The organism is Nocardioides lijunqiniae, from assembly GCF_015024225.1.
Taxonomy (GTDB): Bacteria; Actinomycetota; Actinomycetes; order Propionibacteriales; family Nocardioidaceae; genus Nocardioides; species Nocardioides lijunqiniae.
This window is the reverse complement of the sequence record NZ_JACJGM010000049.1, coordinates 1-26289: the sequence shown is the minus strand read 5'-3', so window position 1 is coordinate 26289 and position 26289 is coordinate 1. Positions and strand designations below refer to the sequence as shown.

Genomic DNA, 26289 nt, shown 5'->3' with positions numbered 1-26289 from the left:
CGGTCGGGCCGTCGACGGCGGGCCCCGCCCCGCACGACACCCCGCGCGCGCCCCGGCCCGGGCCGCTGCGGGTGCGTCCGGGGCCACGGGCCGACTGGTTCGCGCCGGGGACCCTCGCGGCGCTGTGCCGCGCGCCGTACGTCGTGGGGGAGGCCTCCGACCGCGTGGGCATGCGGCTGGAGGGTCCGAGGCTGGAGCGGGTGCGCGCGGGCGAGCTGCCCAGCGAGGGGATGGTGCTCGGCGCCGTGCAGGTGCCGCCCAGCGGCCTGCCGGTGGTGCTGCTGGCCGACCACCCGCCGACCGGCGGCTACCCCGTGCCGGCGGTGGTCGAGGAGGACGACCTGTGGCGGTGCGCGCAGCTGCGGCCGGGCGACCGGGTGCGGTTCACACCCGCCTGACGAACTCCACCGAGGCCTCGACCGGCCGGAAGCCGACCAGCTCGTTGATCGCGATCATGTACTGGTTGGTCTCGCCGTTCTGGGTGCGGACCCGGCGGATGTGGGGGCGACGCTCCTGGACGGCGCGCAGGTTGGCCGTCTTGACCGCCAGCCCGAGCCGGTGGCCGCGGTGCTCGCGGTGCACGAAGGTGCCCCACTGGAAGGCGTCGGGGGAGGTCTCGGCGACCGGGACCTGGAGCGTCGACTGGGCCGCCACGACGCCGTCGGGCGTGAGGGCCACGCTCTCGTAGGTCTCGCGGCCCATGCTCGCCGACATGGCGTAGGTCTCGGCGAGCCGCTCCGGGGTCATCACCTCCTCCTCGAAGTCGACCTCGCCGGTGGGCGCGTCGACGGCGAGCTGGCCCAGCAGGACGCAGAGCGACTCGGCGTGCTCGTCGGGGAAGCGGCCGACGTAGGTCTCGATGCGGTAGCCGTCGGCCCGCTCGGAGGCGAGGGCGGACCACTCCTCGAGCCGCGCGGCGTCGACCGGCAGGTCCAGGTGGCGGACCACCTCGATGTTGGACTGCGTGAAGCCCCGACCCTCCGCGAAGGACCGGTAGGGATGGTCGTCGAGCCGGTCGAACGGGATCGTCGCGTCGGCGAGGACCTGGCGGCGCCCCGCGGACACCGCGATGCCGGTCAGGTGCTCCAGGAGCGCCGAGCCGACGCCCCGGCCGCGGTGGGCGGGGTCGACGAAGACCTCGACCCATGCCTTGTCGGTGTTGTCGAGCAGGAAGAGGTAGACGATGCCGAAGCCGACCAGGGCGTCGCCGTCGTGGGCGGCGACGTGCTCGGCCCGCTCGCCGCTGTCGGGAGCGCGCAGGGCCGCGACGTACTCCGCGCACGTGAAGCGCGGGGCATCGGGGCGGTCGACGTGGCGGGCGAGGTCGTAGACCCGGTGCACCGCAGCCATCACGGCGTCGTCGTGGAGGTCGATCGGGCGCAGGTCCATGCCTCGCACGCTAGGGCGGCGGCGGGGTCGGCGCGAGCGAGTTTCCGTCGTCGGTGGCGTCCGCGTCCGCGTCGTCGTCGTCGGGGGGAGGCTGCCAGGCGACGAGGTCGGGGTCGTCGATCGGGAAGGAGCGCACCGGGCCGGCCGGGGTCTCGGCGGTCTCGAAGCGCACCGTCACGACGCCGCGACCCGAGCCCCACACCCAGCCCCGGCCGAGCCCGGCGTGCACGACGTCCATCCCGGGCGCCCAGGCTGGGCGCCGGGTGCTGGGCGCCTCGACCTGCTCGGGCTCCTCCTCCACGACCTCCGGGTCGGACTCGCCGAAGAGGTCGTCCTGGATCCAGTCGGCCAGGCCGGAGACGCCGACGCCCAGCAGCCGCACCCCGCCGGAGGTGTCGAGGTCGGCCAGCAGCGCGCGAGCCAGCCGGCCGATGGTGGCGGTGGAGTCGGTGGGGGAGCTCAGCGTCGAGGAGCGGCTCAGCGTGGTGAAGTCGTGCAGGCGCACCTTGATCGTGACCGTGCGTCCGGACAGGCCGTGCTTGTGCAGGCGGGTGGCGACCTCGCCGGCCTGCCGCGTGAGCAGGCCCTCCATCAGCCTGCGGTCGGTCAGGTCGGTCTCGTAGGTGCCCTCGACGCTGACCGACTTCGCCTCCCGCTCGGCCAGGACGGGACGGTCGTCCAGCGCCCGCGCGAGGTGCCACAGGCCGGTGCCGTGGGCCTTGCCGACCAGGCGCACCAGCTCGTCGAGGTCGACCGCCTCCAGCTCGGCGACGGTGTGGATGCCGGCGCGGCGCAGCCGCTCCGCGGTGGCCGGGCCCACGCCGGGGATCACGCTGACGTGCCGCGGGCGCAGCAGCGCCACCTCGGTGCCGGGAGGCACCACGGTCAGCCCGTCGGGCTTGTCGATCTCGCTGGCCACCTTGGCGATGAACTTCGAGGAGCCGAGGCCCACGGAGCAGGTCAGACCGCGGGTGACCTCGGTGACGCGCGAGCGGAGGTCCTCGGCGAACGCCGTCACGGTGGGCAGCTCGAGGTCGGGAAGCCCGGCGCGCTCGAGGTCGACGAACGCCTCGTCCAGCGACAGCGGCTCGACCAGCGGCGAGACCGAGCGCAGCAGCCCCATCACGGCGTTGCTGGACTCGCGGTAGGCGTGGAAGCGGCCGCTCAGGAACGCCGCGTGGGGGCAGCGCGAGCGCGCCTCGCGCGTCGACATGGCCGACCTCACGCCGTACGTGCGGGCCTCGTAGGAGGCCGTCGCGACCACGCCGCGGCCGCCGGTCCCGCCGACCACGACGGGCTTGCCGCGCAGCGAGGGCTTGTCACGCTGCTCGACCGCCGCGAAGAAGGCGTCGAGGTCCAGGTGGAGGACCGAGGCCTGCGCGCGCACGCTCGCAAACTACCCGCGGGCACCGACGGGTGCCCGCACCCGGGTCCGACGGGCCGGCTGCCGTGCACAGGAGAGGTCTCGGCGCGTCGTCCTCCCCAGACCGGTCCTCGTCGCCGGCGCGGTGACGGCCGTGAGGAGCACGGTGCCTGCATGACCCACCACGCTCCGCTGTCGATGACCGCCACGTGCCCCGAGGACCTGCTGGCCATGGTGCCGGTGACCCTCGGCTTCGCGCCCGAGGAGTCGGTCGTGATGCTCACCTTCGGCGGGCGCGCGTTCCAGGCCCGCGTCGACCTGCCCCTCTGCCTCGACGAGGTGCCCGACGTCGTGACGTCCCTGGTGGGGCCGGCCCGCCGGCACCGCGTGGAGCGCGTGGTGTTCGTGCTCTACACCGACGACGAGGTCCTGGCCGGGCGTCTGGCGCGCGGGCTGCGCGACCGCTGCCGTGGGGAGGGCATCGCGGTGCTCGAGACGCTGCGCGCCCACGACGGGCGCTGGTTCCCGCTGCTCCACGGCGACCGCGTCGTCCGCGAGGTCGGGGTGCCCTACGACGTCAGCGCCCACCCGTTCCTGGTCGACGCGGTGCTCCGCGGTCGGGTCACCCTGCGCTCACGCACCGAGCTCGAGGCGACCCTGCGGTCCGACCCGGTGCGGGTGGCCGCGGTGGCGGCGGCGCTCGCCGAGGGGCCGAGAGGGCGGAGAGGACGGAGGGGCCGGCCGACGGGGGAGTGGGACCGCGACCACCCGCCCCCCACGCCCGTGCTCCTGGTGGAGGGGCGCTGGGTCCAGGACACGGTGCGCCGTCATGTGGCCGACGGCTCCCGCCCTACCGACGGCGAGGCCGCCCGGCTGCTCCGCGCGGTGCTGCTGCTGCGGCTGCGCGACGCGGCGTGGCAGCTGATCCGCCGCGCGGAGGCCCGCGCCCACGTCGAGCTCTGGGCCGACCTGGTGCGGCGTTGCCCGCAGGAGCTGCTGGCCGGCCCGGCCGCCCTGCTCGGGTGGGCCGCCTGGCAGGCCGGCGACGGCGCCCTGGCGTGGTGCGCCCTCGACCGGGTGCACGAGGTCGAGCCACGCTACGGGCTGGCGAGCCACCTCGCGATGCTGCTCGAGCACGCGGTGCCGCCGGAGGAGTGGGAGGCCGACGCCGACTGGGCGGAGGGGCTGCGCGCGTCGGACGGGTCGGCGTGAGCACCACGCCTGTGCGGGTGAGGGTCCCGCCGCCCCTGGCAGCACTAGGGTGCCTGCATGGGCGAAGAGGTCGACGCACAGGAGTTCACCCGGGCCGACCGCACGCGGCACCGCGAGAAGGTCAGGCGCAACCTCGACGTGTTCGCCCGGATGCTGCGCGAGGCGGCGTTCGACACCGACGACCCGATGACCGGCCTCGAGGTGGAGCTCAACCTGGTCGATGAGCGCGGCGACCCGGCGCTGAAGAACAGCGAGGCGCTCGAGGCGATCGCCGACCCCGACTTCCAGACCGAGCTCGGGCAGTTCAACATCGAGATCAACGTCCCGCCGGCCAAGCTGCGCGAGGGCGGGCTGACGACGTTCGAGGACAACCTGCGCCGCAGCCTCAACGACGCGGAGGACAAGTCCGCCGAGGTCGGGGCCCACCTGGTGATGATCGGTATCCTGCCCACCCTCGCGGAGGGGCACATGTCGCCGGCGTCGCTCAGCGGCAACCCGCGCTACCGCCTGCTGAGCGAGCAGATCCTCAACGCCCGCGGCGAGGACATCACGATCGCGGTCACGGGCCCGGAGCGGCTGCGCACCACCACCGACTCGATCGTGCCGGAGGCCGCGTGCACCAGCACGCAGTTCCACGTGCAGACCTCGCCCGACCAGTTCGCCACCTACTGGAACGCCTCCCAGGCGATCTCCGCGGTGCAGCTGGCGGTCGGCGCCAACTCGCCGTACCTCCTGGGCAAGGAGCTGTGGCGCGAGACCCGGATCCCGCTCTTCGAGCAGGCCACCGACACCCGCAGCGAGGAGCTCAAGGCACAGGGCGTGCGGCCCCGGGTGTGGTTCGGCGAGCGCTGGATCACCTCGATCTTCGACCTGTTCGAGGAGAACGTCCGCTATTTCCCGGCGCTGCTGCCGATCACCGAGGAGGAGGACCCGCTCGAGGTGCTGGAGGCGGGCGGCACCCCGGTGCTCTCCGAGCTGCGCCTGCACAACGGCACCATCTACCGCTGGAACCGCCCGGTCTACGACATCAGCGACGGCGTCCCGCACCTGCGCGTCGAGAACCGCGTCCTGGCCGCCGGGCCGACCGTGGCCGACACGATCGCCAACGCGGCGTTCTACTTCGGGCTGGTGCGCGCGCTGGCCGAGAGCGAGCGGCCGCTGTGGTCGCAGATGTCGTTCAGCGCCGCCGAGGAGAACTTTCACGTGGCCGCCCAGCACGGCATCGACGCCCAGATTTACTGGCCGGGCGTCGGGCAGGTCCAGGCGACCGAGCTGGTGCTGCGCCGGCTGCTGCCCATGGCGCAGGAGGGGCTCGAGGCCTGGGGGGCGACCGGCGCCGAGATCGACCGGATGCTCGGGATCATCGAGCAGCGCTGCCTCACCGGCCGCAACGGCGCCGAGTGGTTCGTGCGGCAGATGCACGAGCGGCGGGGCGACGACCGCTACGACGCGCTGCGCGCCACGCTGCTCGACTACCGCGAGCGGATGCACACCAACGAGCCGGTGCACACCTGGTAGCTCAGCTTCCGCCCCGTGGGCGCAGGCGCTGCCAGCGACACTCCGCGCCGCTGCGCGGGTCGCGCCAGCCGTGGCGGTTGACGACGACCATGACCAGCGGGAGCGCGAGCTCCCCGTAGGCCGACCGGGCCGCAGCCAGCCAGGCCAGGTCGACGTCCTGCGGCTCGAGCGCCCCCGGGCGGGTGAGCCAGACCATCGCCGTGGGGCCGGGCCGCCGGACCCTCCTCACCATGGCCGAGACGATGTCGGTGCGCAGGGCGTGGTCGGTGGGCTCGTCCAGGCGGACGGCGAACACCGTCTCGCGCTCGCCGGGCACCCCGACGTGCACCAGGGGCAGGAAGCGGCGCCGGTGCTCCGCGGTGGCGTGGTCGAGGACCGCCCGCCGCAGCAGCCGGTGCAGCGCGGGCGCGAGCGGTGCGCGCAGTCCCTCGGCCATGGGGGCAGCGTGCCCGACACCGGTTGCGCCGCGCCGTGGTTCTCCACAGGCTCCCCACGAGGGCCCGCGGACCGGTACGGTGCCCGACATGGGAAAAGTCGTGGTCGGTTACGTGCCCAAGCCCGAGGGTGAGGCTGCCCTGGATCAGGCGATCGCCGAGGCCAAGCTGAGGGGGGCCGACCTGGTGGTCGTCAACTCCCATCGCGGGGGAGCGGGCTACGACAAGCAGGCCGCCGACCAGCTCGAGACCGACATGGCGGCGGTCAGCGCCAAGCTCGACGCCCAGGGCGTGACCTACGAGCTGCGCCAGCTGGTGCGCGGCTTCGAGCCCGCCGAGGACCTGATCAGCATCGCGGAGGCCAACTCCGCGGAGCTCATCGTCATCGGCCTGCGTCGCCGGACGCCGGTCGGCAAGCTGATCCTGGGCTCCAACGCGCAGCGCGTCCTGCTGGACGCCCACTGCCCGGTGCTGGCCGTGAAGGCGGACTGAGCACCCTCGCGGCCGACGGGCGGCCTAGTCTCGGAGGCATGAGCCTCTGGGACGCGCCACCGACCTCCCGCCAGCGCACGGCCGCACGCGTGCTGCTGGGCAGCATCCTGGTCTTCGCCGGCGTCAGCCACCTCACGTTCGCCCGCGAGGAGTTCGTGGCGCAGGTGCCCGACTGGTTCCCGGTCTCCGACGACCCCGTCGTCGTGGTGTCCGGCGCCGTCGAGATCGGTCTGGGCGCCGCGCTGGTCGCCTTCGGCCGCGGTCGCATCGGGGTCGGCCTGCTCGCGGCGGCGTTCTTCGTGGCGATCTTCCCCGGCAACATCGCGCAGTACCTCGAGCACACCGACGCCTTCGGCCTCGACACCGACCGCAAGCGCTTCGTCCGCCTGTTCTTCCAGCCGCTGCTCGTCGCCTGGGCGCTGTGGGCCACCGGCGCCTGGCGGGACCGGCCCCGCCGGCGAGGCTAGGGACCCCCCAGGCGCTGCGGCACAATCGGGGGATGGCCATCCACATCACCGGCGACGACGCCGCCGACCAGGTCCTGACCGACAGCTCGTTCGCGCTGCTCGTCGGGATGATGCTCGACCAGCAGTACCCGATGGAGCACGCCTTCCGGGGACCGGCCAAGGTGCTGGAGCGCTTCGGCAGCATCGAGCCGGAGGCCATCGCGAGCGCCGACCCCGAGGAGTTCGCCGCGCTGTGCGCGACGCCGCCGGCGGTGCACCGGTTCCCGGGCTCGATGGCGGCGCGGATGCAGGAGCTGGCGGCGCTGGTGGTCGAGCGCTACGACGGCCGCACGGAGCGGCTGTGGACCGAGGCGGCGGACGGCAAGGACCTGCTGAAGCGGGTGATGGAGCTGCCGGGGTTCGGCAAGCAGAAGGCGCGGATCTTCACGGCCCTGCTCGCCAAGCAGCTCGACGTGCGGCCCGACGGCTGGGAGCAGGCCGTGGGGGACTACGCCCTGGAGGGTCACCGCTCGGTCGCGGACGTGGTCGACGGCGACTCGCTGCAGAAGGTGCGCGACCACAAGAAGCAGCAGAAGGCGGCCGCCAAGGCCGCCGCCGGCCCGCAGTAGCGGGTCCGTGTGGGGACCTCACGCACCCCGTGGCAGAATGAAGCAGCGGCTCTTGACGACACCGGGTCTTGCCGCGCCCACAGCCAGTTTGACGAGAGGTGTTCGTGTCTTCGAACGCGCGCAAGATCCCTGCCGACGTCCTGTCCCACCCCGCCGTCGAGGCCCTGCTCCAGCAGGCCGCGCCGTCGGCGAGCGTGACGCCCGACCAGGTCAGGCAGGCGAGTGAGGCCGCCGCGGTCGAGCCGCGCCACCTCAAGGCCCTGCTCGCGCACCTGAGCTCGCTCGGCATCTCGGTGGCCATGCCGGCCGCCGGCGCCCGGGTCGCCGCCGCCGGCAGCCCCCGCAAGACCACCACCGCCACGGCCACCGCCAAGAAGGCGCCGGCGAAGAAGGCCGCAGCCGCCGAGGCGCCGGCCGAGGCACCGGCGAAGAAGGCGGCCGCCAAGAAGGCCGCCCCCGCCAAGAAGGCGCCGGCGAAGAAGGCCGCGGCCGAGACCGTCGTCGCCGCGGTCGGCGCCGACGGCAAGAAGGCCCTCCCGGACATCCCCGACGAGGAGTTCGAGAAGGACGTCAAGGCCGACCCGACGATCGTCGAGGACGAGAAGTCCGCGACGTTCATCGTCTCCGCCGCCGACGAGACCGATGAGCCCGAGCAGCAGGTCATGGTCGCCGGTGCGACCGCCGACCCGGTCAAGGACTACCTCAAGCAGATCGGCAAGGTGCCCCTCCTCAACGCCGAGATGGAGGTCGAGCTCGCCAAGCGGATCGAGGCCGGCCTCTTCTCCGAGGAGAAGCTCGCCAAGGGCGGCAAGATCACGCCCAAGGTGCTCGAGGAGCTCGAGTGGATCTCCGAGGACGGCCGTCGCGCCAAGAACCACCTCCTCGAGGCCAACCTGCGGCTCGTGGTCTCGCTGGCCAAGCGCTACACCGGCCGCGGCATGCTGTTCCTGGACCTGATCCAGGAGGGCAACCTCGGTCTGATCCGCGCGGTCGAGAAGTTCGACTACACCAAGGGCTACAAGTTCTCGACGTACGCCACGTGGTGGATCCGCCAGGCGATCACCCGCGCCATGGCCGACCAGGCCCGCACCATCCGGATCCCGGTCCACATGGTCGAGGTCATCAACAAGCTCGCGCGCGTCCAGCGCCAGATGCTCCAGGACCTGGGCCGCGAGCCCACGCCCGAGGAGCTGGCCAAAGAGCTCGACATGACCCCCGAGAAGGTCATCGAGGTCCAGAAGTACGGCCGCGAGCCGATCTCGCTGCACACGCCCCTCGGCGAGGACGGCGACTCGGAGTTCGGCGACCTGATCGAGGACTCGGAGGCCATCGTCCCGGCCGACGCGGTCAGCTTCACGCTCCTGCAGGAGCAGCTGCACGCGGTGCTCGACACGCTCTCGGAGCGCGAGGCCGGCGTGGTGTCGATGCGGTTCGGCCTCACCGACGGCCAGCCCAAGACGCTCGACGAGATCGGCAAGGTCTACGGCGTGACGCGCGAGCGGATCCGTCAGATCGAGTCCAAGACCATGTCGAAGCTGCGTCACCCCTCGCGCTCGCAGGTCCTGCGCGACTACCTGGACTGACCCCAGCAGCCACCCGCGTCCGCGCCGCCCGTCCCCCTTGTGGGGGCGGGCGGCGTCGTCGTCCGGAAGGTTCCCCTTGACGCCGTGCCTCCGCGGGCGAAAGATCGCGAACAAGCGTTCGCGTTCCGCGGGCGCGCTTCTCGGGAGGTCTCCATGTCCGTACGTCGCACCGTCGCGGCCGCCGCCGCGTCCCTCGCCCTGGGGGCGCTGTCGATCAGCGTCACCACCGGGCCCGCCCAGGCCGACCCGCTGCCACCCACCGCGGTCGCGCTCGGCGACTCCTTCATCAGCGGCGAGGGCGCCGGCGGCTACAGCGCCGTGGTCGACCAGTCCGGTGTGGAGCAGGGGTTCCCCGGGTGGTCGTCGGCCAACAGCAACGCCTACTTCTGCCACCGGTCCCCGAATGCCTCGATCGCCGTGGCCAGCCTCCCCGGCATCACCGACCGTGTGAACCTCGCCTGCTCGGGGGCCCAGCCGGCCGACATGGCGACCGCGTCCTCGGCGCGGCCGGCCGGCCGCACCGTGGCCAGCCAGATCGACCAGCTCCGGCAGGTCGGCGCGGACCACGACATCGACCTCGTGCTGCTCGGCCTGGGCTCCAACAACGCCCACTTCACCTTCGGCACGGTCGCGGCCGAGTGCGCGGGACGCTTCGTCGGAGACGGCTACACCGGCTGGTGGGAGATCTGGGTCGACATCCTCAACTGGGTCAACGGCACCAAGCTCAACGAGAAGCCCTGCACCGATGCCGATCTCGCCAACGCCCAGCAGTTCGCCGGGGCGCAGGCCGACACGACCGCAGCGGTGCGCCAGGTGCTCGACGTGCTGGACGAGATTGACGCCGACGGCCAGCACCGCGTGGTGCTGCAGGACTACACCAACCCGCTGCCTCAGGCCTATGCCGCGCAGTACCTCACCGAGAGCGGCCGCGACGACGAGCGCGACAAGTACCGCGCGCTGGTCGACGAGCGCTACGCCGCCGGCTGCCCGGCCGACGTGGCCACGCTCGCCCCGGCCCACCGGTTCTCCCAGGGACTCGGCTCCCTGGTCGCCGGCGTCGCGAGCACGCTGCGTGCGGAGCGTCCGGGCGCCGACATCACCTACCTCAACGTGCAGCGCGCCTTCGACGGCGCCCGGCTGTGCGAGCAGCCCGGCAGCCCGGCCAACGCCCTGGCGACCCCGCTGCGGGTGATGGACGGGCCGTCCGGGGTGTTCGTGGACAGCTTCGGGCCCTTCGACAAGCTCGACATCAAGCGGGTCACCGACACCTGCAAGTCCTACTACCAGACCTGCCAGGAGTCGTGGCACCCCAGCGCGGCCGGGCACCAGGTCCTGGGCCAGTGCCTGAGCGCCGCCTGGGGCCGTGGCGGCCCGCAGGTCACCTGCTCGCGGGCACCGTCGGGGGAGATCTCGGCGGGATGACGCCGAGATGACGGCCGCCCGCGCCGCACGCGAGCCCCAGCAGGGGCGCTCCCGGGAGACCGTGGAGCGGATCCTCGAGGCCGCCGAGCAGGAGATCAGCGGCCGGGGGGTCGCCGCGGCCGGGACGCGCGCGATCGCGGCCCGCGCCGGGCTGTCGGTGGGGGCGCTCTACCGCTTCTTCCCCGACAAGGACGCGATCGTGGACGCGCTGACCCGGCGCTACCTCGCCGACCTGACGCCGGCGTACGCCGCGACGGTCGCCCAGGTGGCGCCGGGCGCCGATCTGGCGCAGGTCGTGCGCACGCTGGTGAGCCAGGCCGCGGAGCTCCAGCTGGCGCACCCCGGCTACTACCGGCTCACCGAGGAGCTGCCCCCCGAGGACGGGGACTCCCCGGCCCACCAGGTCCGCGAGAGCGTCGTGGACCTCTTCGTGGGCGCGCTGCGCTCCGCGGGCGTCGGGACGCCGGGCGGGGACCCGACCGAGGTGCGCCGGGTGGTGGCGCTCTGCGTCGAGACGGTGCGGCACACCCTGGGGCGGGCGCCCGTCGACGCCGAGGGTCGCGAGGCGGCGGTCGAGGAGCTGTCCGGCATGGTCGCGGCCTACGTGCAGGCGCGCTTCAGCGGCGGGTGAGGACGGTCGCGCTCAGCGGCGGGTGCGCCGGATGCGGCGACGCAGCTGGAGGATCCGGAGGGTCCCGGCCAGGCCGGCGAGGAAGAGACCGGCGAGTGCCGCGATCAGGATGGCGACGGCGACCGGCACCTGCCCGTCCCAGGCGAGGAAGGACACGGTGGTCTTCCGGGTGTTCTGCGCGATGAAGATGATGAGCAGCAGGAGGACCACCCCGAGCCCGACCACGGCGGCCCAGAAGCCGCTGGTCCGCGAGCCGCGCAGGGGGTCGTCGTCCACGCGGGGCGTCGGCTCGACGCGGGGCGTCGGCTCGGCGGGCGGCTCGTCCAGGGGCCGCGGGTCGCGGGGCTCGTCGGGGATCTGGGTCACGGCTTGCGGTACCCCGCAGGGCACCTGGCCAACCGACCCCGCGGTGCCGGGATGGTTGGGTTGCCCCGGCCCTGGGTAAGCGGGCGTTCGAAAACCTTCCTCACCCCAGGAGACCCCATGAGCCGATCCTCCCTGTCCGCGTTCTCCGTCGTGCTGCTGATCGTCGCGGTCGCCCTGCTGGTCGCGGCGCTGACCTACGACGGCAACGGCATGTGGATCGGGCTCGGTGCCGCCGTCGTGGCCCTGGTCGCGGTGTTCGTGTCGGCGAGCGGTCGCAAGAGCCGCTGACCGGTCAGCCGAGCGCGACCAGGACGACGGTCACCGCGCAGAGGCCGAGGCCCACGGCCTGGGCCAGGTGCACGCGCTCGCGCAGGACCGCCAGCGCGAGCAGGACGGTGAAGGCCGGGTAGAGCGAGGTGATCACGGCGGCGACGGTCAGGTTGCCGCCGCGGGTGGCCACCAGGAAGAGCCCCGTCGCCGCCGCGCCCAGGCAGCCGCTCACCAGCCCGAGCAGCGCTGCCGGCTGACGGGGCACCCACGGCACGCGCAGCACGACGGCCACCGCGACCACGACGGCGGCCGCGACGAGCTGGTTCAGCGCGAGGGGAAGCACCCCGGCCTCCTCCGGCACCTGCGCGAGCGCCGAGAAGAGGGTGCCGAAGCCCACGCCGGCGAGGACCCCGTCCAGGGCCCCGGAGCCCGCGCGGTCGGAGGAGCGGGAGCGGGGCTCGCGGGCGACCAGCCAGATCGCCGGGATGGCGGCCAGGATGCCCAGCCACACGAGCGGTGAGGGGCGCTCGCCGGTGGCTAGCCCGACGAGGATCGGCAGGAGTGCGGCGCCCACGCCCGAGACGGGTGCCACCACGCCCATCCGGCCCGACGACAGGCCGCGGTAGAGGAACGTCGTCCCGAGGCCGTTGCCGAGACCGGCGAGCGCCGCCCAGGCCAGGACCTCGGAGCCGAGGGACGCGTCCCGGGTCAGGCCGATCACGAGGAACGGCACCGCGCCACCGAGCTGACCCACCAGGGCGATCGTCCACGGGCTCACCCGCTTGGAGACGACGCCTCCGACGAAGTCGCTGAGGCCGTAGGAGGCGGCCGCCAGGAGCGAGAGCAGCAGCGTCATGTCAGGTGAGGACCACGCCGACGACCCAGGCCGCGGCGGCGAGCAGGCCGGCGGCCAGCTCGATGAGGATGCTGAGGCCGACGGCACGCAGCGCCTGGACCGTGGACGGCCAGGCTCGCGCCGAGCCCACGCGGCGGTGCTCGGCGAGGTAGATGCCGAGCACGAAGCCCAGGAAGAGCCCGAGCACCGGGACCACGAAGAACCCGACGACGGCGAGGCCGGCGCCGGCCCACTGGGTCGAGGCGGGGATGCCGGCGGCCTTGAGGTGACGCCCGGGGACGGCGTACTTCACGACTCCGCCCACCACGAGGAGCACGGTGACGACCGCGAAGACCGTCCAGGCGACCCCGCCGCCGACCTGCACGGCCCAGACGAGGACGGCGGCCAGGACCAGGATGGACCCGGGCAGGACCGGGACCAGGATGCCGGCGAGGCCGACGGCGATCGCCAGCGCGACCAGGACTTCGCTGAGGCTCACGGCGCTCAGCCTGTCAGGTCACCGGCCGGAAATGGCCGATGGCCCCGGACTCGCGTCGGGGGCCATCGTCGAAGTCTGCGGTGGGACTTGTTCAGTGCTCGTCTCGCGGCGTCGTTGCCGGGGTCGTGAGCTTGTGGGTCTCGTCGACCAGGTTGATGGCGACCTCCTTGAGCTTGTCACCGTGCTCGCGAGCGTGGTGGGCACAGAAGAGGAGCTCGCCGCCGGTCTGGAGCTCGACACGCAGGTAGGCCTGCGCACCGCAACGGTCGCAGCGGTCCTCGGCAGTCAGAGGAGCACTAGGGGCAACAGCAGTTGTCACGTCGGCCTCATTTCTCGGGTGGTGTCTCTCTCAACCTAGCGAGGGGGGACAACATTCCCGACGCCAGGTGTCCTGGGACACCTCGATCCAATCACGACTGAGCATTCCCCGATCTCCTGGTTCCCATGCCCTGGACTGGACAGGTGGGGAGGACGGTTCTTCGTCCGCTCACCGTAGGGCGGCGCGGGCGAGCGAGCCTTCACCGCCGCGCGGCGTGTCGCAGGTAGATTCGGAGGCGTTCGAAGCACCGCGAACGCCACGCCTGCCAGGAGCCCCACGATCGCCGACAACACCTACAACGCCGCCCACCTCCTCGTCCTCGAGGGACTGGAGGCGGTGCGCAAACGACCGGGCATGTACATCGGCTCGACCGACACCCGCGGCCTCATGCACTGCCTGTGGGAGATCATCGACAACGGCGTCGACGAGGCGCTGGCGGGCTCCGCGCACCGCGTCGAGGTCACCCTGCACGCCGACGACTCCGTCGAGGTGCACGACGACGGACGCGGCATCCCCACCGACAAGGAGCCCAAGACGGGGCTGCCCGGGGTCGAGGTGGTGGCCACCAAGCTGCACGCCGGTGGCAAGTTCGGCGGCGGGTCCTACGTCGCCACGGGCGGCCTGCACGGCGTCGGCCTGTCGGTGGTCAACGCGCTGTCGTCCCGCATGGACATCGACGTCGACCGCTCCCCGGCCCAGACGGGCCTGAGCTTCAACCGCGGCAACCCGGGCGTCTTCGACGGTGACGGTCCCGCGGCGGCGTTCACCCCCCGCTCCGGCCTGACCCGCAAGGGCAAGAAGGTCGCCAAGGGCAGGACGGGCACCCGCATCCGCTTCTGGCCGGACCGCCAGATCTTCACCAAGGACGCGACCTTCGAGTTCGAGGGGCTGCTGGGCCGCGCCCGGCAGACGTCGTTCATCGTCCCGGGCCTGGAGCTGGTGATCCGCGACCTGCGCGGCGAGGTCCCGGTCGAGGAGAAGTTCCGCCACGACGGCGGCATCGCGGAGTTCGCCGAGTACCTCGCCTCCGACGAGCCGGTGACCGACATCCTGCGGCTGCAGGGCATGGAGACCTTCACCGAGACCGTGCCGATGCTCGACGCCCAGGGCCACATGACCCCGCAGGAGGTCGAGCGCGAGCTGAGCGTCGACATCGCGGCGCGCTGGGGCACCGGCTACGACACCGAGCTGCGCTCGTTCGTCAACGTGATCGCCACCCCCAAGGGCGGCACGCACGTCAGCGGCTTCGAGGCCGCGCTCACCAAGACCTTCAACGAGTCGATGCGGGCCACCAAGGCGCTCAGGGTCAGCGACGACGACGTCATCAAGGACGACGTGATGGAGGGCCTGACCGCCGTGGTCACCGTCCGCCTGGCCGAGCCGCAGTTCGAGGGCCAGACCAAGGAGATCCTCGGCACCCCGGCGGTGCGCTCCGTCGTGCGACGGGTGGTCTCGACGGAGCTGAAGAAGTTCCTGACCTCCACCAAGCGGGCCGAGAAGGCCCAGGCCAAGCTGGTCATGGAGAAGGTCGTGGCGGCCTCCAAGACCCGGCTCGCCGCACGTCAGCACAAGGAGACGCAGCGCCGCAAGAACGCCCTGGAGTCCTCGGCCCTGCCCTCGAAGCTCGCCGACTGCCGCGCCAACGACAACGACCGCACCGAGCTGTTCATCGTGGAGGGCGACTCCGCCCTCGGCACGGCCAAGCTGGCCCGCAACTCGGAGTTCCAGGCGCTGCTGCCGATCCGCGGCAAGATCCTGAACGTCCAGAAGGCCTCGGTGGGCGACATGCTCAAGAACGCCGAGTGCGCCTCGATCATCCAGGTGGTCGGGGCCGGCTCCGGACGCACCTTCGACCTCGAGGCCCGGCGCTACGGCCGGATCATCTTCATGGCCGACGCCGACTCCGACGGCGCCCACATCCGCTGCCTCCTGGCCACGCTGTTCTTCAAGTACATGCCCGAGCTGATCACGGAGCGTCGCGTCTACACCGCGGTCCCCCCGCTGCACCGCATCGAGATCTCCAACCCCAAGAAGGGCATGGACAAGTACCGCTACACCTACTCCGACGACGAGCTGCAGCGCACGCTCGCGGAGCTGAAGAAGAAGAACGTCAAGTGGAAGGACCCCGTCCAGCGCTACAAGGGGCTCGGCGAGATGGACGCCGACCAGCTGGCCGAGACCACGATGGACCCCCGTCACCGCACGCTGCGCCGGATCACGATCGACGATGCCGACGTGGCCTCGCAGGTCTTCGAGCTGCTCATGGGCTCGGAGGTCGCGCCCCGCAAGGAGTTCATCGTGCAGGGCGCCTACGAGGTCGACGTGGAGTCGCTCGACGCCTGAGCGGACGGGCAGTCGTCGGGTCCGCGCACGGTCAGGGGAGCGTGACGCGCAGGAAGCGCGGCCGGTAGAGCAGGGGGTCCCGCACCACCTCGCCGACGTCCGTGCTGTTGCGGCTGTAGGAGACGACCATCGTGCCCGGGCGCGGCAGCAGGTCCGGGTGGGCCAGCGGCATGTAGCGCAGGAGCCCGGTGACCGTGTCGGAGGGCAGCTGCGCCAGCGGCGGCTGCGGGGTGAAGGGGCCCGTGGGGGAGGGCGCCGTCCAGACCGTGAGGTTGGTGCCCAGCACCTCGTCCTGCTTGCTCAGGGCGTACCAGGTGTCGCGATCGCGGAAGACGCTCAGGGTCTGCGACACCCCGCCCTGGGCGGGGATCAGCGTGGCGGCGCTCCGCTCGCTCGGGGCCCAGGCGGCGCCGTCCCAGTAGCGCCACCGCCGCGCGTCCAGGATGTCGTCGGGACGCACCCGGGCCAGCCGCATCGCGAAGCCGAAGGCGCCGGAGGTGTCGGGCCTGGACGTGCCGTAGAGGTAGACCCACGGCCCGTCGCCGTCATGCACGATCGTGGCCGCCGCGCCCCACGTGGTCCGCGTGGTGTCCGCGTCGTCGGCGCCGATGTCGCGCTGCGTCACCAGCTGGGGGGTCCCTCCGCGGGGCACGACGAAGACGGCGATCGACGTCCCGAGGTTCTCGAAGTCGAAGGCCCCGTCCCCGACCGTGCGGACGCGCTGGGTCGCGACGCTGACGAGGTCGTAGCCGGGGCGCTCCACGCGCCCGACCGACATCGGCCAGTACCCCACGGGCGGTGTGCCCGGGGGAGCGGAGGCGTCGGTCCGGTCCGGGATCACGGCGTCGCGCTCGGGCGGCACGACCACGCTCAGGCACCCGGGACCGACGACGAGCATCGAGTTCCGGACGAAGGTCTGCCCGTCGAAGTCCGGGTCCCGCAAGGTGTCGCCGAACACCCAGAGCCGGCGCCCGTCCTGGAGCAGCACGTCGGCGCCGACGTCCCCTCCCTGGAACGCGGGGCTGCCGCGGAGCCGGCCGGCGACCCGGTTCAGGTCCGCCACGTCCTCCAGCTCGCCGGTGGCGACGCACTCGGTCTGCGAGGCCCGCGAGGGCAGCGCCCCGGCCGGAGGGGCGCTCTCCGGCACCAGCAGCGTCGCCGACAGCAGCAGGGCGGCCGCCGGGACCACGACGGCGAGCGACCACCAGACGCGGACGTCGCCGATGCGGACGGGTGCGTCGCCCGCCGCGGACGACGCGACGAGCGCGCGCAGCCGGGCCCGCACCCACCGCGCCGACAGCAGGGTCAGCAGTCCCGTGGCGAGCCAGGCGAGCAGCACCAGCACGGGCCGGAGCAGCTGATCGCCGTCCAGGGCCGTGAGCGCCTCGACGGCGCGGTAGGCGGCGCCGCTGGGCGACCAGGACGCCATCGCGGCCCAGGGGCTCGGGAGCAGGAGGGGATCGAGCCGCGCCACGAGCGGTGCGTTGAGGACCACGAAGGACAGCGCGGCCAGGGCCAGACCCGTCAGCCCGGCCAGCGACTCGAGCGCGAGGGTGAGCACCGCGACCACGAGCACGTGCAGGCCGACCACGGCGGCGACGGCCGCGTGGTCCGACGCGACACCGGTCCAGGGCAGCGCGGCCAGGGTCGGTCCGGCGACGACGGCCAGCGCCGCCAGCTCGACGATGCGACCGGCTCCGCGGCGCAGCGTCAGGGCGACCGGCCCACCCCTGGCGGACATGACCACCACGGCCAGGAAGCCCAGCACGGCGGCCACGAGGCACAGGTCGTAGGCGTGCGAGGCGGCGCCCGTCCGCTGTCCCACCCGCTCGACGCGGACCGTCCGGTCGCGGGTGGCCTCGTTCTGCCGGACCCGGTCCAGGACGGCGTCGTTGAGGCCGGGATCGCGTCCGGCGTTGAGCACCAGGGTGTCGCGGGTGCCCGCGAGGTCCACCACGAGCGTGGCCACGACGGTGCCGTCGGCCACCTCGTCGCGCGCCTGCTCGCCGTCCGCCTCGTCCGCCGCGACGGCGGCGAAGGGCCGGTCGTCGAGCGCGTTCGCCTCGTCCGCCAGCGCGTCGGCGACGACGCCCGGAGCGACCACGACCAGCGGGACCGAGTGTGGCGTGCCGGTGTCCGGATGGACCGCCAGACCCACGAGGGAGGCGATCCCCCCGCCCAGCAGCAGCAGGCACACGAGCACGGCCGGTCGGCGTACGGCGCTGCTCATGTGCTCACCCTGGCACGCCGTACGACCCGGAGGGGTGAGGGCGGGGCGGGGGGTCCGTATGCTCGTGCGGGGGAGGGGACATGTCTGAGCACCAGCAGCCGGACGCGGACGCCAGGGTCGTGGCGGGCGAGCCCGCGCCCTCGGAGCGGGTGCCGCTGAGCCGCGAGCGGATCGTGGGCAGCGCCGTCGAGTTCATCGACGAGTTCGGCCTTCCCGCTCTCACCATGCGTCGCCTCGGGGAGCGGCTCGGGGTCGAGGCCATGTCGCTCTACCGCTACGTGCCCGGGCGCGAGGACCTGCTGGACGCGGTGGTCGAGCACATCATCGACGAGATGCGGCACGACGACGACGTCCTCGACGCCCCGACGGCCGGCTGGCAGGACTTCCTGCAGCGTCTGGCGCACGGGGTGCGACGCGTGGCGCTCGCGCACCCCAAGTGCTTCCCGCTCGTCGCGTCGCGTCCGGCGCAGGCGCCGTGGCTGCGACCCCCGCTGCGCAGCCTCGAGTGGGTCGAGGCCTTCCTGAACGGGCTGGAGTCGGAGGGGTTCGACGACGCAGCCGCCGTGGGCGCCTACCGCGCCTTCACCAGCTTCCTGCTCGGTCACCTGCTGCTCGAGGTGGCCACGCACGGGGCGGACGTCGGCCCGCTCGACGTCGTCGAGACCGACGAGGAGCCGCCGGGGGAGACGCTGGCGGAGTACCCCACGGTCCGCCGCCTGCGCCGGCCGCTCTCGGAGGACCATGCCGCGGTGGAGTTCGAGGACGCCCTCGAGGAGCTGCTCGCGCGCATGGCGCTGATCCAGGCCAACCAGCACGTCGACCTGGCCTGAGGGCGCCCGTCACGGGCGCGCTCGGGTCCGGGGTGACTAGCGGCGGTCGTCCACCTCGCCGTCCGCCTCGATGTGCTCCTTGCGGACCTCCTCGCTGACGGTCTGCTCCTCCACGTCCGTCTCGGTGCCCAGACGCACCCGCTCGACGGGCTCGGTGGTCTTCTCCACGACCGGTCGCTCCTCGTGCAGGACCACCTCGTGCTCCTCCTCGGAGATCGCCGGGCCGTCGAGCGCCTCACCGGCGTTGCCGTCGGTGATGGGCTCGGTCTCCAGGACGGCGTGCTCCTTGCGCACCGGGACGGTGTGCGTCTCCATCTCGGTGGTGACGTACTTGCGGAGCCGGACTCGTCCGGCCTCCTCGGTCGTCGTGCTGACGTGCACCTGCTCCTCGGAGCGGGTCATCGCGTCGTCGGTCGCGGGCCCGGACGTGTCGTGCCCACGATCGGCGTCGGCGTCGGCGTCGCCGTCGGTGCCGGCGTTGCTGCGGTCGGTGTCGGACGCGTCGCCACCGGCTCCGGAGGCCGAGGAGAGCCGGTAGTGCGCGAAGAGGCGGTCCTCCTCCGCGGGGTCGAGGTGGTCGCCGTCCAGGTCGACGCTCGGGGCGTCCTTGACCTGGTCCTGGTGGACGGCCAGCACGAGGTCGTCGCCGTCCATCCGGGCGTCCTGCAAGGGCACGAACGACTCCTTCGTGCCGAACAGCCCGGTGTTGACCGTGACGAAGTCGGGGCGCCCGGTCGTGTCGTCGAGGAACACCTGGCCGACCTTGCCGATCTTCTTCCGGTCCTGGTCGTAGGCGGTGCGGCCGATCATCTGCTGTGCGTCGCTCTCGTTGAGCATGGGTCCTCCTGGGTGTCGTGGGGACCGCTCGGTATCCCTGGGCGGTCGCATCCAATCCCGATCCGACGAGAAACATTTACAACGTAAGTCTTAAACGTTTACACCGTAAGGAGCTCGGGTACGGGCCGTCAGCCACGGAGCATCCGCCCTGGCTGCCCCGTACCAGTGAGGTGGACGATGGACCGGAACGAGAAGCGAGGCTCCACCAGGATCGACGCGGACACCGCGAGCGGCGGGGCCAGGGAACGACACGACGACCGGCACGACGACGGACGTTCACACGAGGCCGCGAAGGAGCGGTTCGGCGGGGTGAACCTCGGCGCCTCCTTCTTCGGGTGGCTGGTGGCCATCGCGCTCGCCATCCTGCTCACCAGCATCGTCGGGGCGGTCGTGGCCGCGGTGGGCTCGAGCATGGACGTCGGGCAGAGCGAGGCGGAGCGGCAGGCCGGCACGATCGGGATCTCGGCGGCGGTCGTCCTCGCGCTCGTCCTGGCGATCGGCTACTTCGCCGGCGGGTACGTCGCCGGGCGCATGTGCCGCTTCGACGGCGGTCGCCAGGGACTCGTCGTGTGGCTCATCGGCCTGCTCGTGACGCTGGTCGCCTTCGGCCTCGGGGCGTTCTTCGGGTCCGAGTACAACATCCTCGACCGCGTCGACCTGCCGAACCTGCCCCTGTCCGCCGACGAGGCCGGCACCGGCGGCATCGTCACCGCCGTCGTGGTCCTCGTGGTCACGCTGCTCGCCGCCGTCGTCGGCGGCAAGGTCGGCCACCGCTACCACGACCGGGTCGACCGCGCGGCGGGCCGATGAGCGGCTCACGCCCTCGGGCGGGAGGTGCACCGACCGGCAGCTGAGCGAACGCACGGCCTGAGCCCCACCCGGAGGGGTGGTTCCCGGTGTCACCGGGCTGCAACCACCGACGGTGGGTACCAGGTTCATCCAGCAACGATGAGGAGTCCTCATGAGCACGACACCCCCCAGCACGCCTCCCGGCTCCACGCCGGGTTCCTACGACACCGGCCTCGGCCTCGACTCGCCGCTGGGCGACACCCCCCTGGGTGACACCGCGTACGAGACCAGCAGCACCGGCACGAGCGACAGCACCGGCGGCGACGACTCGTCGTCCGGCGTCGCGGACAAGGCGCAGGACGCCAAGCACGCTGCCCAGGAGACCGCGTCGACCGCGGCCGACGAGACGAAGCACGTTGCCGGCGTCGCTGGCGAGGAGGCCAAGAAGGTCGCCTCCGAGGCCAAGGACCACGCCCGTGGCCTGCTCGACGAGGCCCTCGGTCAGGTCGACGAGCAGTCGCGCTCTCAGCGCGACCGTCTGGTCGGCACCCTGGGCACCTTCAGCGACGACCTGAAGCAGATGGCCGAGGGATCCGAGGCCTCGGGTCTGGCCTCCGACCTGGCGCGCCAGGTCGCGGACCGCGCCCGCACCCTGGGCGACCACCTCGACGGCCGTGAGCCCGCGGAGCTGCTCGACGACGTCCGCTCGTTCGCGCGCCGTCGCCCCGGTGTGTTCCTGGCGGGCGCCCTCGCCGCAGGCATCGTCGCCGGCCGGCTGGCGCGGGGCGCCAAGGCGGCGCAGGACGACTCGTCCGCCGACGTGTCGCCCGCGACGCCCGCGACGTCCGGGCACCCGACGCCTCCGGCGCCGGTGCAGGAGACGGGCCTGCCCACGGTCGGCCAGCCGCAGTCGACGGCGCCGGTCTCGTCCGACCCGTTGACCTCGTCTCCGCTCTCCGACGCGGAGAACGCAGGGGCCCCCGCGCCCTCCACGCAGTCGATGCCGGGGTACACGCCGTGACCTCGACACCTCCCTACGACGGCGGGTCCACCGCCGCCGGCGACCAGGACCAGCGCAGCCTGGGCCAGATCGTCAGTGACGTGACGCAGGACATCACGACCCTGATCCGCCAGGAGATGGACCTCGCCAAGACCGAGCTCAAGCAGGAGATGAGCAAGGCCGGCAAGGGCGCCGGTCTCCTCGGAGGTGCCGGCGTCGCCGGCTACTTCGTCCTGCTGTTCCTGTCCCTGACCGCCATGTTCGGCCTCGGCGAGGCCATGGACCTCTGGCTCGCCGCCCTGATCGTGACCGTGGTGTGGGGCGTCGTCGCCGCCGTCCTCGCCGTGGTCGGCAAGAAGGCGATCCAGGAGAGCAACCCCCAGCTACCCGAGACGCAGCAAACCCTCAAGGAGGATGTCCGATGGGCCAAAGCACAGAAGAGCTGAGCACCGAGATCGCAGGCACCCGCGAGAACCTCGCGAACGACCTGGACGCACTGCAGGACCGCGTCAGCCCGAGCGCCATCGTCGAGCGTCGCAAGGAGGCCGCGCGCAACCGCGTCCTGGGCGTCAAGGACAAGGTCATGGGCAGCTCGCAGTCCGCCGCCGGGTCCGCCCAGTCGTCGGTCTCGGGTGCGGCCGACAGCGTCAAGGGTGGTGTCCAGGACGCCGCCAGCAGCGCCGGTGACTCCGTCCAGGGCAGCCCTCTCGCTGCGGGAGCGGTGGCGTTCGCCGCCGGGCTCGTGATCGCCGGTCTGATCCCTGCCAGCCGGGCCGAGGCGAGCGCCTCCAAGAAGGTGGTCGACGCGGCCAAGGAGCACGGGCAGCCGCTCGTCGACGAGGCCAAGTCCGTCGGCCAGGAGGTGGGCGACCAGCTCAAGGAGCACGCCACCGACGCGGCCCAGCAGGTCAAGCAGACCGCGCAGGAGTCGGCCGGCCGGGTCCAGGAGGAGGGCCAGTCCTCCGCCGAGAACGTCAGGTCGTCGGCCCCCGGCCAGTCCTGACGCTCGACTGACCGCAGGTCAGCGCCGCGGGTCGGCATCCGCTCGAAGCGGGTGCCGGCCCGTTCGGCATGTCGTTCGGTGTGTCGGGTGCGGGGCTGGTGTTGGCCCGCGCGCTAGCAGCCCGGGTCTCGGCGTCAAGGAGCTTCGCCCGCTTCGCGGCGCCTTCGGCGTCCTTGACTCCGAGCCTCTCCCGGGCTGCTGGGGCGGCGCACGGGCGGCGACGGCTTCGCCGCGCCGCCCGCTAACAGCGCGGGCCCTGCCTATCGGTCACCCACGTCGGCAGTTCGAGCCTGGCGCCGGCCGCTTCACGCTCGGCCGGCCTGGTGTGGTGACCAACTGCCGACGCTGAGTGTCGGTCGTCGCACCACCAGTCACACCAGCCCCAGGAGCCTCGCCCGAGGGGTGCCGCGCATTGCGCGGGCGGCGCGGCGAAGCCGTGTCCGCCCCGTGCGCCGTCAAGCCGGTCGAGAGAGGCTCCGGGTCAAGGACGCCCGAAGGGCGCCGCGAAGCGGGCGCCGCAGGCGATCCTTGAGGCGGAGACGCGACCGGCTAAGCGCGCGGCACCCAGATCAGCCCGAGGAGACAGCCAGAGGTGCAGGGGTCTCGACGGCCGCTCGTCGCTGGCGCTCCTCGCTGCTCGACCACCGAAGACGCGGTTTCGAGGCTCGCTGGCGCTCGCACCTCAACCACCGTGGACGCAGCGCGGCGCCGGGGTCAGAGGTGCTGCTGCAGCAGGCCGGTGTCGACGTCGTAGACGAAGCCGCCGACGACCGTGGTGGTCGGGATCAGCGGGTGGGTGCGGATGCGGGCGATGTCCTCGGTGAGCGCCTGGATCTGGTCGGCGATGACGCCGAAGGTCTGCCACGAGGCGTCCTGGCCCGAGGACGCCGAGATCCGCTCGCGGATCTCCTCCTCGGTGTTGCTCGCCATGGCGCAGCGGGTGTGGGGCACCACCAGGATCCGGTCGACGCCCAGCAGGTGGGTGCCGAGCACCAGCGCCTCGAGGGCCTGGGGGGTGACCCGGCCTCCGGGGTTGCGGAAGATCTTGGCGTCGCCCGGCTTGAGGCCCACCATGCCGAGGGGGTCGATGCGCGAGTCCATGCACGTCACGATCGCCACGCCCGCGTGGGCCACACCGTCGAAGCCGCTCAGCGCGAAGTCGGAGGCGAAGTCACGGTTGGCGGCGAGCAGGTCGTCGAAGTCAGCCACGACCGCGAACCTAGCCGAACCGGACGACGACCGGGAGACCGCGTCGGCACCGTGGACACCGGCCGAGGAGCCGGGAGGCCTCAGCCGCCTGCGCGCAGGACGTCGGCGGTGCTGAACGAGCGGGTCGCGGCCCCGCGGAAGAGCACCAGGGCGGCCACGGCGGCGAGCACGGCGCACACGGCGGCGCCGGCGAAGACGGCGTGCTCCTGGGGGATCCCGGCGCCCGCGAGCAGGTCGCTGAAGGCCCGGCAGCGGGTCTTGCCGTCGCAGACCTCCCGGGCCGCCGGCATCGGGTTGTCCTCGAGGTAGGCGTAGTAGCGGCGCAGGCCGATCGCGGTGAGCGCGGAGATGCCCACGAGCATGCCGACCATCCGTGCGACGACGACCATCGCGCTGGCCACCCCGTGGACGTCGTCGTCGGTGCTGGCCAGGATCGCGGCGTTGACCGGGGCCAGGGCCAGGCCGAACCCGAAGCCGCAGAGGACGAGCGTCGCGTCGGAGTGCAGGCTGTCGAGGCTGGTGATGTCCCAGCGGGTCATCAGCACGAAGCCGGCGGCGGCCATCAGCATGCCGACGGCCGTGATGAGCCCGGCACTGAAGCGGCGGGTGAGGTAGCCGCCGACCACGGCGCCCACCGGGAGCGCGACCAGGAAGCGGACCAGCTCGAGCGCGGCCATCAGCTGCGAGTCGCGGTGGACGGTCGTGCGGGCGAAGAGCGGGATGTCGATCAGGGCGGCGATCAGGGCCGCGCCGACGAAGAAGCTGACGACGATGGCGCCCCAGGCCGGCGTACGCCGCAGGGCGCCGCGGGGGACCAGCGGGGACGGCGTCCGGCGCAGGTGCACGACCAGGGCGAGCGTGGCGATGGCGGAGCCGGTGAGGTACCACCAGCCCTGGTCGGCCACCAGCTGGATCTTGGGGTCGGCGGTGGCGAAGGTCAGGATGACGCCTCCGAGCGCGACCGCCAGGAACAGGGCGCCGGTCAGGTCGGCGTCGCGGGCGCTGCGCACCCAGCTCGGGCCGTCGACCAGCGGCCTGCGGGCGGTGAAGCACCGCACGACGAGCAGCAGCAGCGCCACGACCGCGGTGGCGCCCACCGGGGTCAGCCACCGGCCGTCACCGGCGAACGGGATGAACATCTGCCCCCAGGTGAGGTCGCGCAGCAGCCGCGCCGGGCGCAGGAACACCAGCGCACCCGCCCCCAGGGTGACCAGCAGGAGCAGGGCGCCCAGGAAGTCGGGGAGTCCTTTCCTCCGGTCCTCCTGCCGCGGCATGTCCTCGGGCACGGGGCGACCACGCAGGGCGTGGATGGCGGCGGCCAGGACCAGGCCGACCACGAGGTTGATCACGAAGATGGCGCGCCAGTCGGCGACCGCCAGCACGACGGCTCCGAACAGGGGGCCGATGACGCTGCCGAGCTCCTGGACGGCCGAGACCACGCCGAGCGGGACGCCGCGCCGCTCGCGCGGGTAGAGGTCGGCGACCAGGGCGAGGGTGGCCGGCACCAGGCCGCCGCCGCCGAGCCCCTGCAGGAACCGGCCCGACACCATGCTGGGCATGTCGTAGGCCAGCGTTGTGACGAGCGAGCCGAACGCGAAGATCACCAGCGCCGCGACGAGCACGGGCACCCGGCCGCGCAGGTCGGCGATGCGGCCGATCAGCGGCAGCATCGCGACGTAGCCGAGCAGGAAGCCCGAGATGATGGGCGCGGCGCGCTGGAGCTCCTCGGTCGAGACGCCGACGGCGCCGACCATCTCCGGCAGCGCGAGGACGACGACGTAGGTGTCGGCGGCGGCGAACGCCACCGCCACCGCGGCGAGGCCGAGCAGCACGCGCGGCGAGCCGCTCACGGCGCGGTGATGTCCTTCTCGGTGCCGTAGTCGTCGAACCCCAGGGTGTAGGTCATGGAGCCGGCGTCCTCGTAGAACGCGCCGGTGAGCACGGCCTCGCGCAGCTGGCCGGAGTCGGAGACGGTGTAGGTCGCGTCGAAGTCGCCCGTCGAGCCGGGGATGATGTTCTTCACGACGTCGCCGGGGACCGTGCCGGAGTACTCGGTGAAGATCTCCTTGTTGCCCTCGCCGCCGCGGATCGACTCGCCCTTCTCCAGGTCGGTCGTCGCGGCCAGCAGCGAGGAGAAGCCCTTGTCGGGGCTCATCAGCTGGGCGGGGTCGGGGGCGCCGTACTCGCCGGGGTCGACCTCCTGCATGCCCGGGCTGAGCGGGATCTCGGCGAAGACCTTGCCGTCGACCGCCACGACGGGCACCTGGAACTGACCCGCGGCGATGGACACGTCGATCGTGCCCTCGAACGCCGGCGCGTGGGTGCCGACGCCGTCGGCCTCGAGGATGCCGGTGACGCCGTCGGGCAGGTCGTCGGTCGACAGGGTGATGGCCACGCCGCTGGTCTCGTCGAGCTCGGTCTTGGCGGTGGCCATCGCCTCCTCGGGCGAGGCGCTGCTGGTGCCGCCCTCGTCGTCGCCTCCGCAGGCGGTGAGGGCGAGCACGAGGGCGCCGGCGACGGCCAGGGGAGCTAGGCGGGAACGCATGCGGTCAGCCTTCCACATCGGTGGAGGGGGCCACGCCGACGCGCGCCGACAGCGGTCCCGCCGCGGCGGCGAGCGGCTGCGGGGCCGGTGTCCCG

At 72.9% G+C, this 26289-nt stretch carries 28 protein-coding genes; 16 read left to right on the top strand and 12 right to left on the bottom strand.

Features of this window, described 5'->3' with window-relative positions; all coding sequences use genetic code 11:
- Positions 1-398, top strand: a 398-nt coding sequence (locus tag IRQ30_RS21595; protein WP_193614918.1) for a 5-oxoprolinase subunit C family protein, incomplete at its 5' end; no start/stop codon positions are given.
- Here the strand turns inward: IRQ30_RS21595 and IRQ30_RS21590 are convergent.
- Positions 385-1389 carry a GNAT family N-acetyltransferase gene (locus IRQ30_RS21590; protein WP_193614917.1) on the bottom strand — a complete coding sequence of 335 codons (1005 nt, stop codon included), beginning with the start codon at positions 1387-1389 and terminating at the stop codon, positions 385-387. The genes IRQ30_RS21595 and IRQ30_RS21590 overlap by 14 nt on opposite strands.
- A 10-nt stretch (positions 1390-1399) precedes the next feature.
- Positions 1400-2776, bottom strand: coding sequence for a DNA polymerase IV (locus IRQ30_RS21585; RefSeq protein WP_193614916.1), 1377 nt, complete (start codon positions 2774-2776; stop codon positions 1400-1402).
- A 150-nt stretch (positions 2777-2926) separates the two neighbouring features.
- Between IRQ30_RS21585 and IRQ30_RS21580 the strand changes: the two genes are divergently transcribed.
- Positions 2927-3964: a DUF4192 domain-containing protein gene (locus tag IRQ30_RS21580; protein WP_193614915.1), complete on the top strand. Its 1038-nt coding sequence runs from the start codon at positions 2927-2929 to the stop codon at positions 3962-3964.
- Between the two features lie 57 nt (positions 3965-4021).
- Entirely contained in the window at positions 4022-5482 is a 1461-nt protein-coding gene (locus IRQ30_RS21575) for a glutamate-cysteine ligase family protein (RefSeq protein WP_193607131.1), read from the top strand.
- A 1-nt stretch (position 5483) separates the two neighbouring features.
- On the opposite strand, the gene IRQ30_RS21570 is transcribed toward IRQ30_RS21575, so the two are convergent.
- Positions 5484-5918, bottom strand: coding sequence for a hypothetical protein (locus IRQ30_RS21570; RefSeq protein ID WP_193614914.1), 435 nt, complete (start codon positions 5916-5918; stop codon positions 5484-5486).
- A gap of 88 nt (positions 5919-6006) precedes the next feature.
- Here IRQ30_RS21570 and IRQ30_RS21565 point away from each other — a divergent pair, with 88 nt between their 5' ends.
- The 6 genes from IRQ30_RS21565 to IRQ30_RS21540 all read left to right on the top strand — a co-directional run bounded on the left by IRQ30_RS21565 (position 6007) and on the right by IRQ30_RS21540 (position 11119).
- Positions 6007-6408: a universal stress protein gene (locus IRQ30_RS21565; protein ID WP_193607133.1), complete on the top strand. Its 402-nt coding sequence runs from the start codon at positions 6007-6009 to the stop codon at positions 6406-6408.
- Positions 6409-6446: 38 nt separating this feature from the next.
- Entirely contained in the window at positions 6447-6875 is a 429-nt protein-coding gene (locus IRQ30_RS21560; protein WP_193607134.1) for a DoxX family protein, read from the top strand.
- Between the two features lie 32 nt (positions 6876-6907).
- Positions 6908-7483: an HhH-GPD-type base excision DNA repair protein gene (locus IRQ30_RS21555; RefSeq protein ID WP_193614913.1), complete on the top strand. Its 576-nt coding sequence runs from the start codon at positions 6908-6910 to the stop codon at positions 7481-7483.
- A gap of 98 nt (positions 7484-7581) precedes the next feature.
- Positions 7582-9066, top strand: coding sequence for an RNA polymerase sigma factor (locus IRQ30_RS21550; RefSeq protein WP_338089815.1), 1485 nt, complete (start codon positions 7582-7584; stop codon positions 9064-9066).
- A gap of 153 nt (positions 9067-9219) precedes the next feature.
- Complete coding sequence (locus IRQ30_RS21545; RefSeq protein ID WP_193614912.1) at positions 9220-10488, top strand: SGNH/GDSL hydrolase family protein; 1269 nt, start codon at positions 9220-9222, stop codon at positions 10486-10488.
- A gap of 7 nt (positions 10489-10495) precedes the next feature.
- Complete coding sequence (locus tag IRQ30_RS21540) at positions 10496-11119, top strand: TetR/AcrR family transcriptional regulator (protein ID WP_193614911.1); 624 nt, start codon at positions 10496-10498, stop codon at positions 11117-11119.
- Between the two features lie 12 nt (positions 11120-11131).
- Here IRQ30_RS21540 and IRQ30_RS24320 read toward each other — a convergent pair whose 3' ends face one another.
- Complete coding sequence (locus tag IRQ30_RS24320; protein WP_193614910.1) at positions 11132-11485, bottom strand: lipopolysaccharide assembly protein LapA domain-containing protein; 354 nt, start codon at positions 11483-11485, stop codon at positions 11132-11134.
- 117 nt (positions 11486-11602) lie between these two features.
- On the opposite strand from IRQ30_RS24320, the gene IRQ30_RS21530 reads away from it, so the two are divergent.
- A complete protein-coding gene (locus IRQ30_RS21530) occupies positions 11603-11773 on the top strand; it encodes a hypothetical protein (RefSeq protein ID WP_193614909.1) in 171 nt (56 codons plus the stop codon).
- 4 nt (positions 11774-11777) lie between these two features.
- On the opposite strand, the gene IRQ30_RS21525 is transcribed toward IRQ30_RS21530, so the two are convergent.
- The 3 genes from IRQ30_RS21525 to IRQ30_RS21515 all read right to left on the bottom strand — a co-directional run bounded on the left by IRQ30_RS21525 (position 11778) and on the right by IRQ30_RS21515 (position 13408).
- On the bottom strand, positions 11778-12611 hold the full coding sequence (locus tag IRQ30_RS21525) for a DMT family transporter (RefSeq protein WP_193614908.1): 834 nt from the start codon (positions 12609-12611) through the stop codon (positions 11778-11780).
- Between the two features lies 1 nt (position 12612).
- The gene (locus IRQ30_RS21520) at positions 12613-13089 is read right to left on the bottom strand and encodes a DUF456 family protein (RefSeq protein WP_193614907.1); all 477 of its coding nucleotides are present in this window, start codon (positions 13087-13089) and stop codon (positions 12613-12615) included.
- A 91-nt stretch (positions 13090-13180) separates the two neighbouring features.
- Positions 13181-13408, bottom strand: a complete 228-nt coding sequence (locus IRQ30_RS21515) for a DUF7455 domain-containing protein (protein ID WP_134738899.1) — start codon at positions 13406-13408, stop codon at positions 13181-13183.
- 279 nt (positions 13409-13687) lie between these two features.
- On the opposite strand from IRQ30_RS21515, the gene IRQ30_RS21510 reads away from it, so the two are divergent.
- Positions 13688-15751, top strand: coding sequence for a DNA gyrase subunit B (locus IRQ30_RS21510; protein WP_193614919.1), 2064 nt, complete (start codon positions 13688-13690; stop codon positions 15749-15751).
- Between the two features lie 31 nt (positions 15752-15782).
- Here the strand turns inward: IRQ30_RS21510 and IRQ30_RS21505 are convergent, their stop codons facing one another.
- Positions 15783-17981, bottom strand: a complete 2199-nt coding sequence (locus tag IRQ30_RS21505) for a DUF4185 domain-containing protein (protein ID WP_193614906.1) — start codon at positions 17979-17981, stop codon at positions 15783-15785.
- A gap of 80 nt (positions 17982-18061) precedes the next feature.
- On the opposite strand from IRQ30_RS21505, the gene IRQ30_RS21500 reads away from it, so the two are divergent.
- Positions 18062-18811: a TetR/AcrR family transcriptional regulator C-terminal domain-containing protein gene (locus tag IRQ30_RS21500; RefSeq protein ID WP_193614905.1), complete on the top strand. Its 750-nt coding sequence runs from the start codon at positions 18062-18064 to the stop codon at positions 18809-18811.
- Between the two features lie 36 nt (positions 18812-18847).
- Here IRQ30_RS21500 and IRQ30_RS21495 read toward each other — a convergent pair whose 3' ends face one another.
- Positions 18848-19648, bottom strand: a complete 801-nt coding sequence (locus tag IRQ30_RS21495) for a DUF2382 domain-containing protein (RefSeq protein ID WP_193614904.1) — start codon at positions 19646-19648, stop codon at positions 18848-18850.
- A 177-nt stretch (positions 19649-19825) separates the two neighbouring features.
- Between IRQ30_RS21495 and IRQ30_RS21490 the strand changes: the two genes are divergently transcribed.
- The 4 genes from IRQ30_RS21490 (at position 19826) to IRQ30_RS21475 (ending at position 22440) form a co-directional block, all read left to right on the top strand.
- Positions 19826-20458 (top strand): hypothetical protein, encoded by a 633-nt coding sequence (locus IRQ30_RS21490; protein WP_193614903.1) that lies wholly within the window; start codon positions 19826-19828, stop codon positions 20456-20458.
- 151 nt (positions 20459-20609) lie between these two features.
- Positions 20610-21458, top strand: a complete 849-nt coding sequence (locus IRQ30_RS21485; RefSeq protein ID WP_193614902.1) for a hypothetical protein — start codon at positions 20610-20612, stop codon at positions 21456-21458.
- Positions 21455-21883 (top strand): phage holin family protein, encoded by a 429-nt coding sequence (locus IRQ30_RS21480; protein ID WP_193607160.1) that lies wholly within the window; start codon positions 21455-21457, stop codon positions 21881-21883. Before IRQ30_RS21485 ends, IRQ30_RS21480 begins: the two co-directional genes overlap by 4 nt.
- Positions 21859-22440, top strand: a complete 582-nt coding sequence (locus IRQ30_RS21475) for a DUF3618 domain-containing protein (protein ID WP_193607161.1) — start codon at positions 21859-21861, stop codon at positions 22438-22440. Before IRQ30_RS21480 ends, IRQ30_RS21475 begins: the two co-directional genes overlap by 25 nt.
- A gap of 714 nt (positions 22441-23154) precedes the next feature.
- Here IRQ30_RS21475 and IRQ30_RS21470 read toward each other — a convergent pair.
- The 3 genes from IRQ30_RS21470 to IRQ30_RS21460 all read right to left on the bottom strand — a co-directional run bounded on the left by IRQ30_RS21470 (position 23155) and on the right by IRQ30_RS21460 (position 26194).
- Entirely contained in the window at positions 23155-23649 is a 495-nt protein-coding gene (locus IRQ30_RS21470; protein ID WP_193614606.1) for a carbonic anhydrase, read from the bottom strand.
- 80 nt (positions 23650-23729) lie between these two features.
- On the bottom strand, positions 23730-25499 hold the full coding sequence (locus IRQ30_RS21465) for an MFS transporter (protein WP_193614605.1): 1770 nt from the start codon (positions 25497-25499) through the stop codon (positions 23730-23732).
- Entirely contained in the window at positions 25496-26194 is a 699-nt protein-coding gene (locus IRQ30_RS21460) for an LppX_LprAFG lipoprotein (RefSeq protein WP_193614604.1), read from the bottom strand. The genes IRQ30_RS21465 and IRQ30_RS21460 overlap by 4 nt, the downstream gene beginning before the upstream one ends.
- Positions 26195-26289 lie beyond the last annotated feature (95 nt).

Excerpts from the sequence above, each read along its gene's own strand:
- IRQ30_RS21590 (WP_193614917.1), bottom strand. The coding sequence starts at position 1,389 with ATGGACCTGCGCCCGATCGACCTCCACGACGACGCCGTGATGGCTGCG.
- IRQ30_RS21580 (WP_193614915.1), top strand. The coding sequence starts at position 2,927 with ATGACCCACCACGCTCCGCTGTCGATGACCGCCACGTGCCCCGAGGAC.
- IRQ30_RS21575 (WP_193607131.1), top strand. The coding sequence starts at position 4,022 with ATGGGCGAAGAGGTCGACGCACAGGAGTTCACCCGGGCCGACCGCACG.
- IRQ30_RS21570 (WP_193614914.1), bottom strand. The coding sequence starts at position 5,918 with ATGGCCGAGGGACTGCGCGCACCGCTCGCGCCCGCGCTGCACCGGCTG.
- IRQ30_RS21565 (WP_193607133.1), top strand. The coding sequence starts at position 6,007 with ATGGGAAAAGTCGTGGTCGGTTACGTGCCCAAGCCCGAGGGTGAGGCT.
- IRQ30_RS21560 (WP_193607134.1), top strand. The coding sequence starts at position 6,447 with ATGAGCCTCTGGGACGCGCCACCGACCTCCCGCCAGCGCACGGCCGCA.
- IRQ30_RS21555 (WP_193614913.1), top strand. The coding sequence starts at position 6,908 with ATGGCCATCCACATCACCGGCGACGACGCCGCCGACCAGGTCCTGACC.
- IRQ30_RS21545 (WP_193614912.1), top strand. The coding sequence starts at position 9,220 with ATGTCCGTACGTCGCACCGTCGCGGCCGCCGCCGCGTCCCTCGCCCTG.
- IRQ30_RS21540 (WP_193614911.1), top strand. The coding sequence starts at position 10,496 with ATGACGGCCGCCCGCGCCGCACGCGAGCCCCAGCAGGGGCGCTCCCGG.
- IRQ30_RS21530 (WP_193614909.1), top strand. The coding sequence starts at position 11,603 with ATGAGCCGATCCTCCCTGTCCGCGTTCTCCGTCGTGCTGCTGATCGTC.
- IRQ30_RS21525 (WP_193614908.1), bottom strand. The coding sequence starts at position 12,611 with ATGACGCTGCTGCTCTCGCTCCTGGCGGCCGCCTCCTACGGCCTCAGC.
- IRQ30_RS21505 (WP_193614906.1), bottom strand. The coding sequence starts at position 17,981 with ATGAGCAGCGCCGTACGCCGACCGGCCGTGCTCGTGTGCCTGCTGCTG.
- IRQ30_RS21500 (WP_193614905.1), top strand. The coding sequence starts at position 18,062 with ATGTCTGAGCACCAGCAGCCGGACGCGGACGCCAGGGTCGTGGCGGGC.
- IRQ30_RS21495 (WP_193614904.1), bottom strand. The coding sequence starts at position 19,648 with ATGCTCAACGAGAGCGACGCACAGCAGATGATCGGCCGCACCGCCTAC.
- IRQ30_RS21490 (WP_193614903.1), top strand. The coding sequence starts at position 19,826 with ATGGACCGGAACGAGAAGCGAGGCTCCACCAGGATCGACGCGGACACC.
- IRQ30_RS21485 (WP_193614902.1), top strand. The coding sequence starts at position 20,610 with ATGAGCACGACACCCCCCAGCACGCCTCCCGGCTCCACGCCGGGTTCC.
- IRQ30_RS21475 (WP_193607161.1), top strand. The coding sequence starts at position 21,859 with ATGGGCCAAAGCACAGAAGAGCTGAGCACCGAGATCGCAGGCACCCGC.
- IRQ30_RS21460 (WP_193614604.1), bottom strand. The coding sequence starts at position 26,194 with ATGCGTTCCCGCCTAGCTCCCCTGGCCGTCGCCGGCGCCCTCGTGCTC.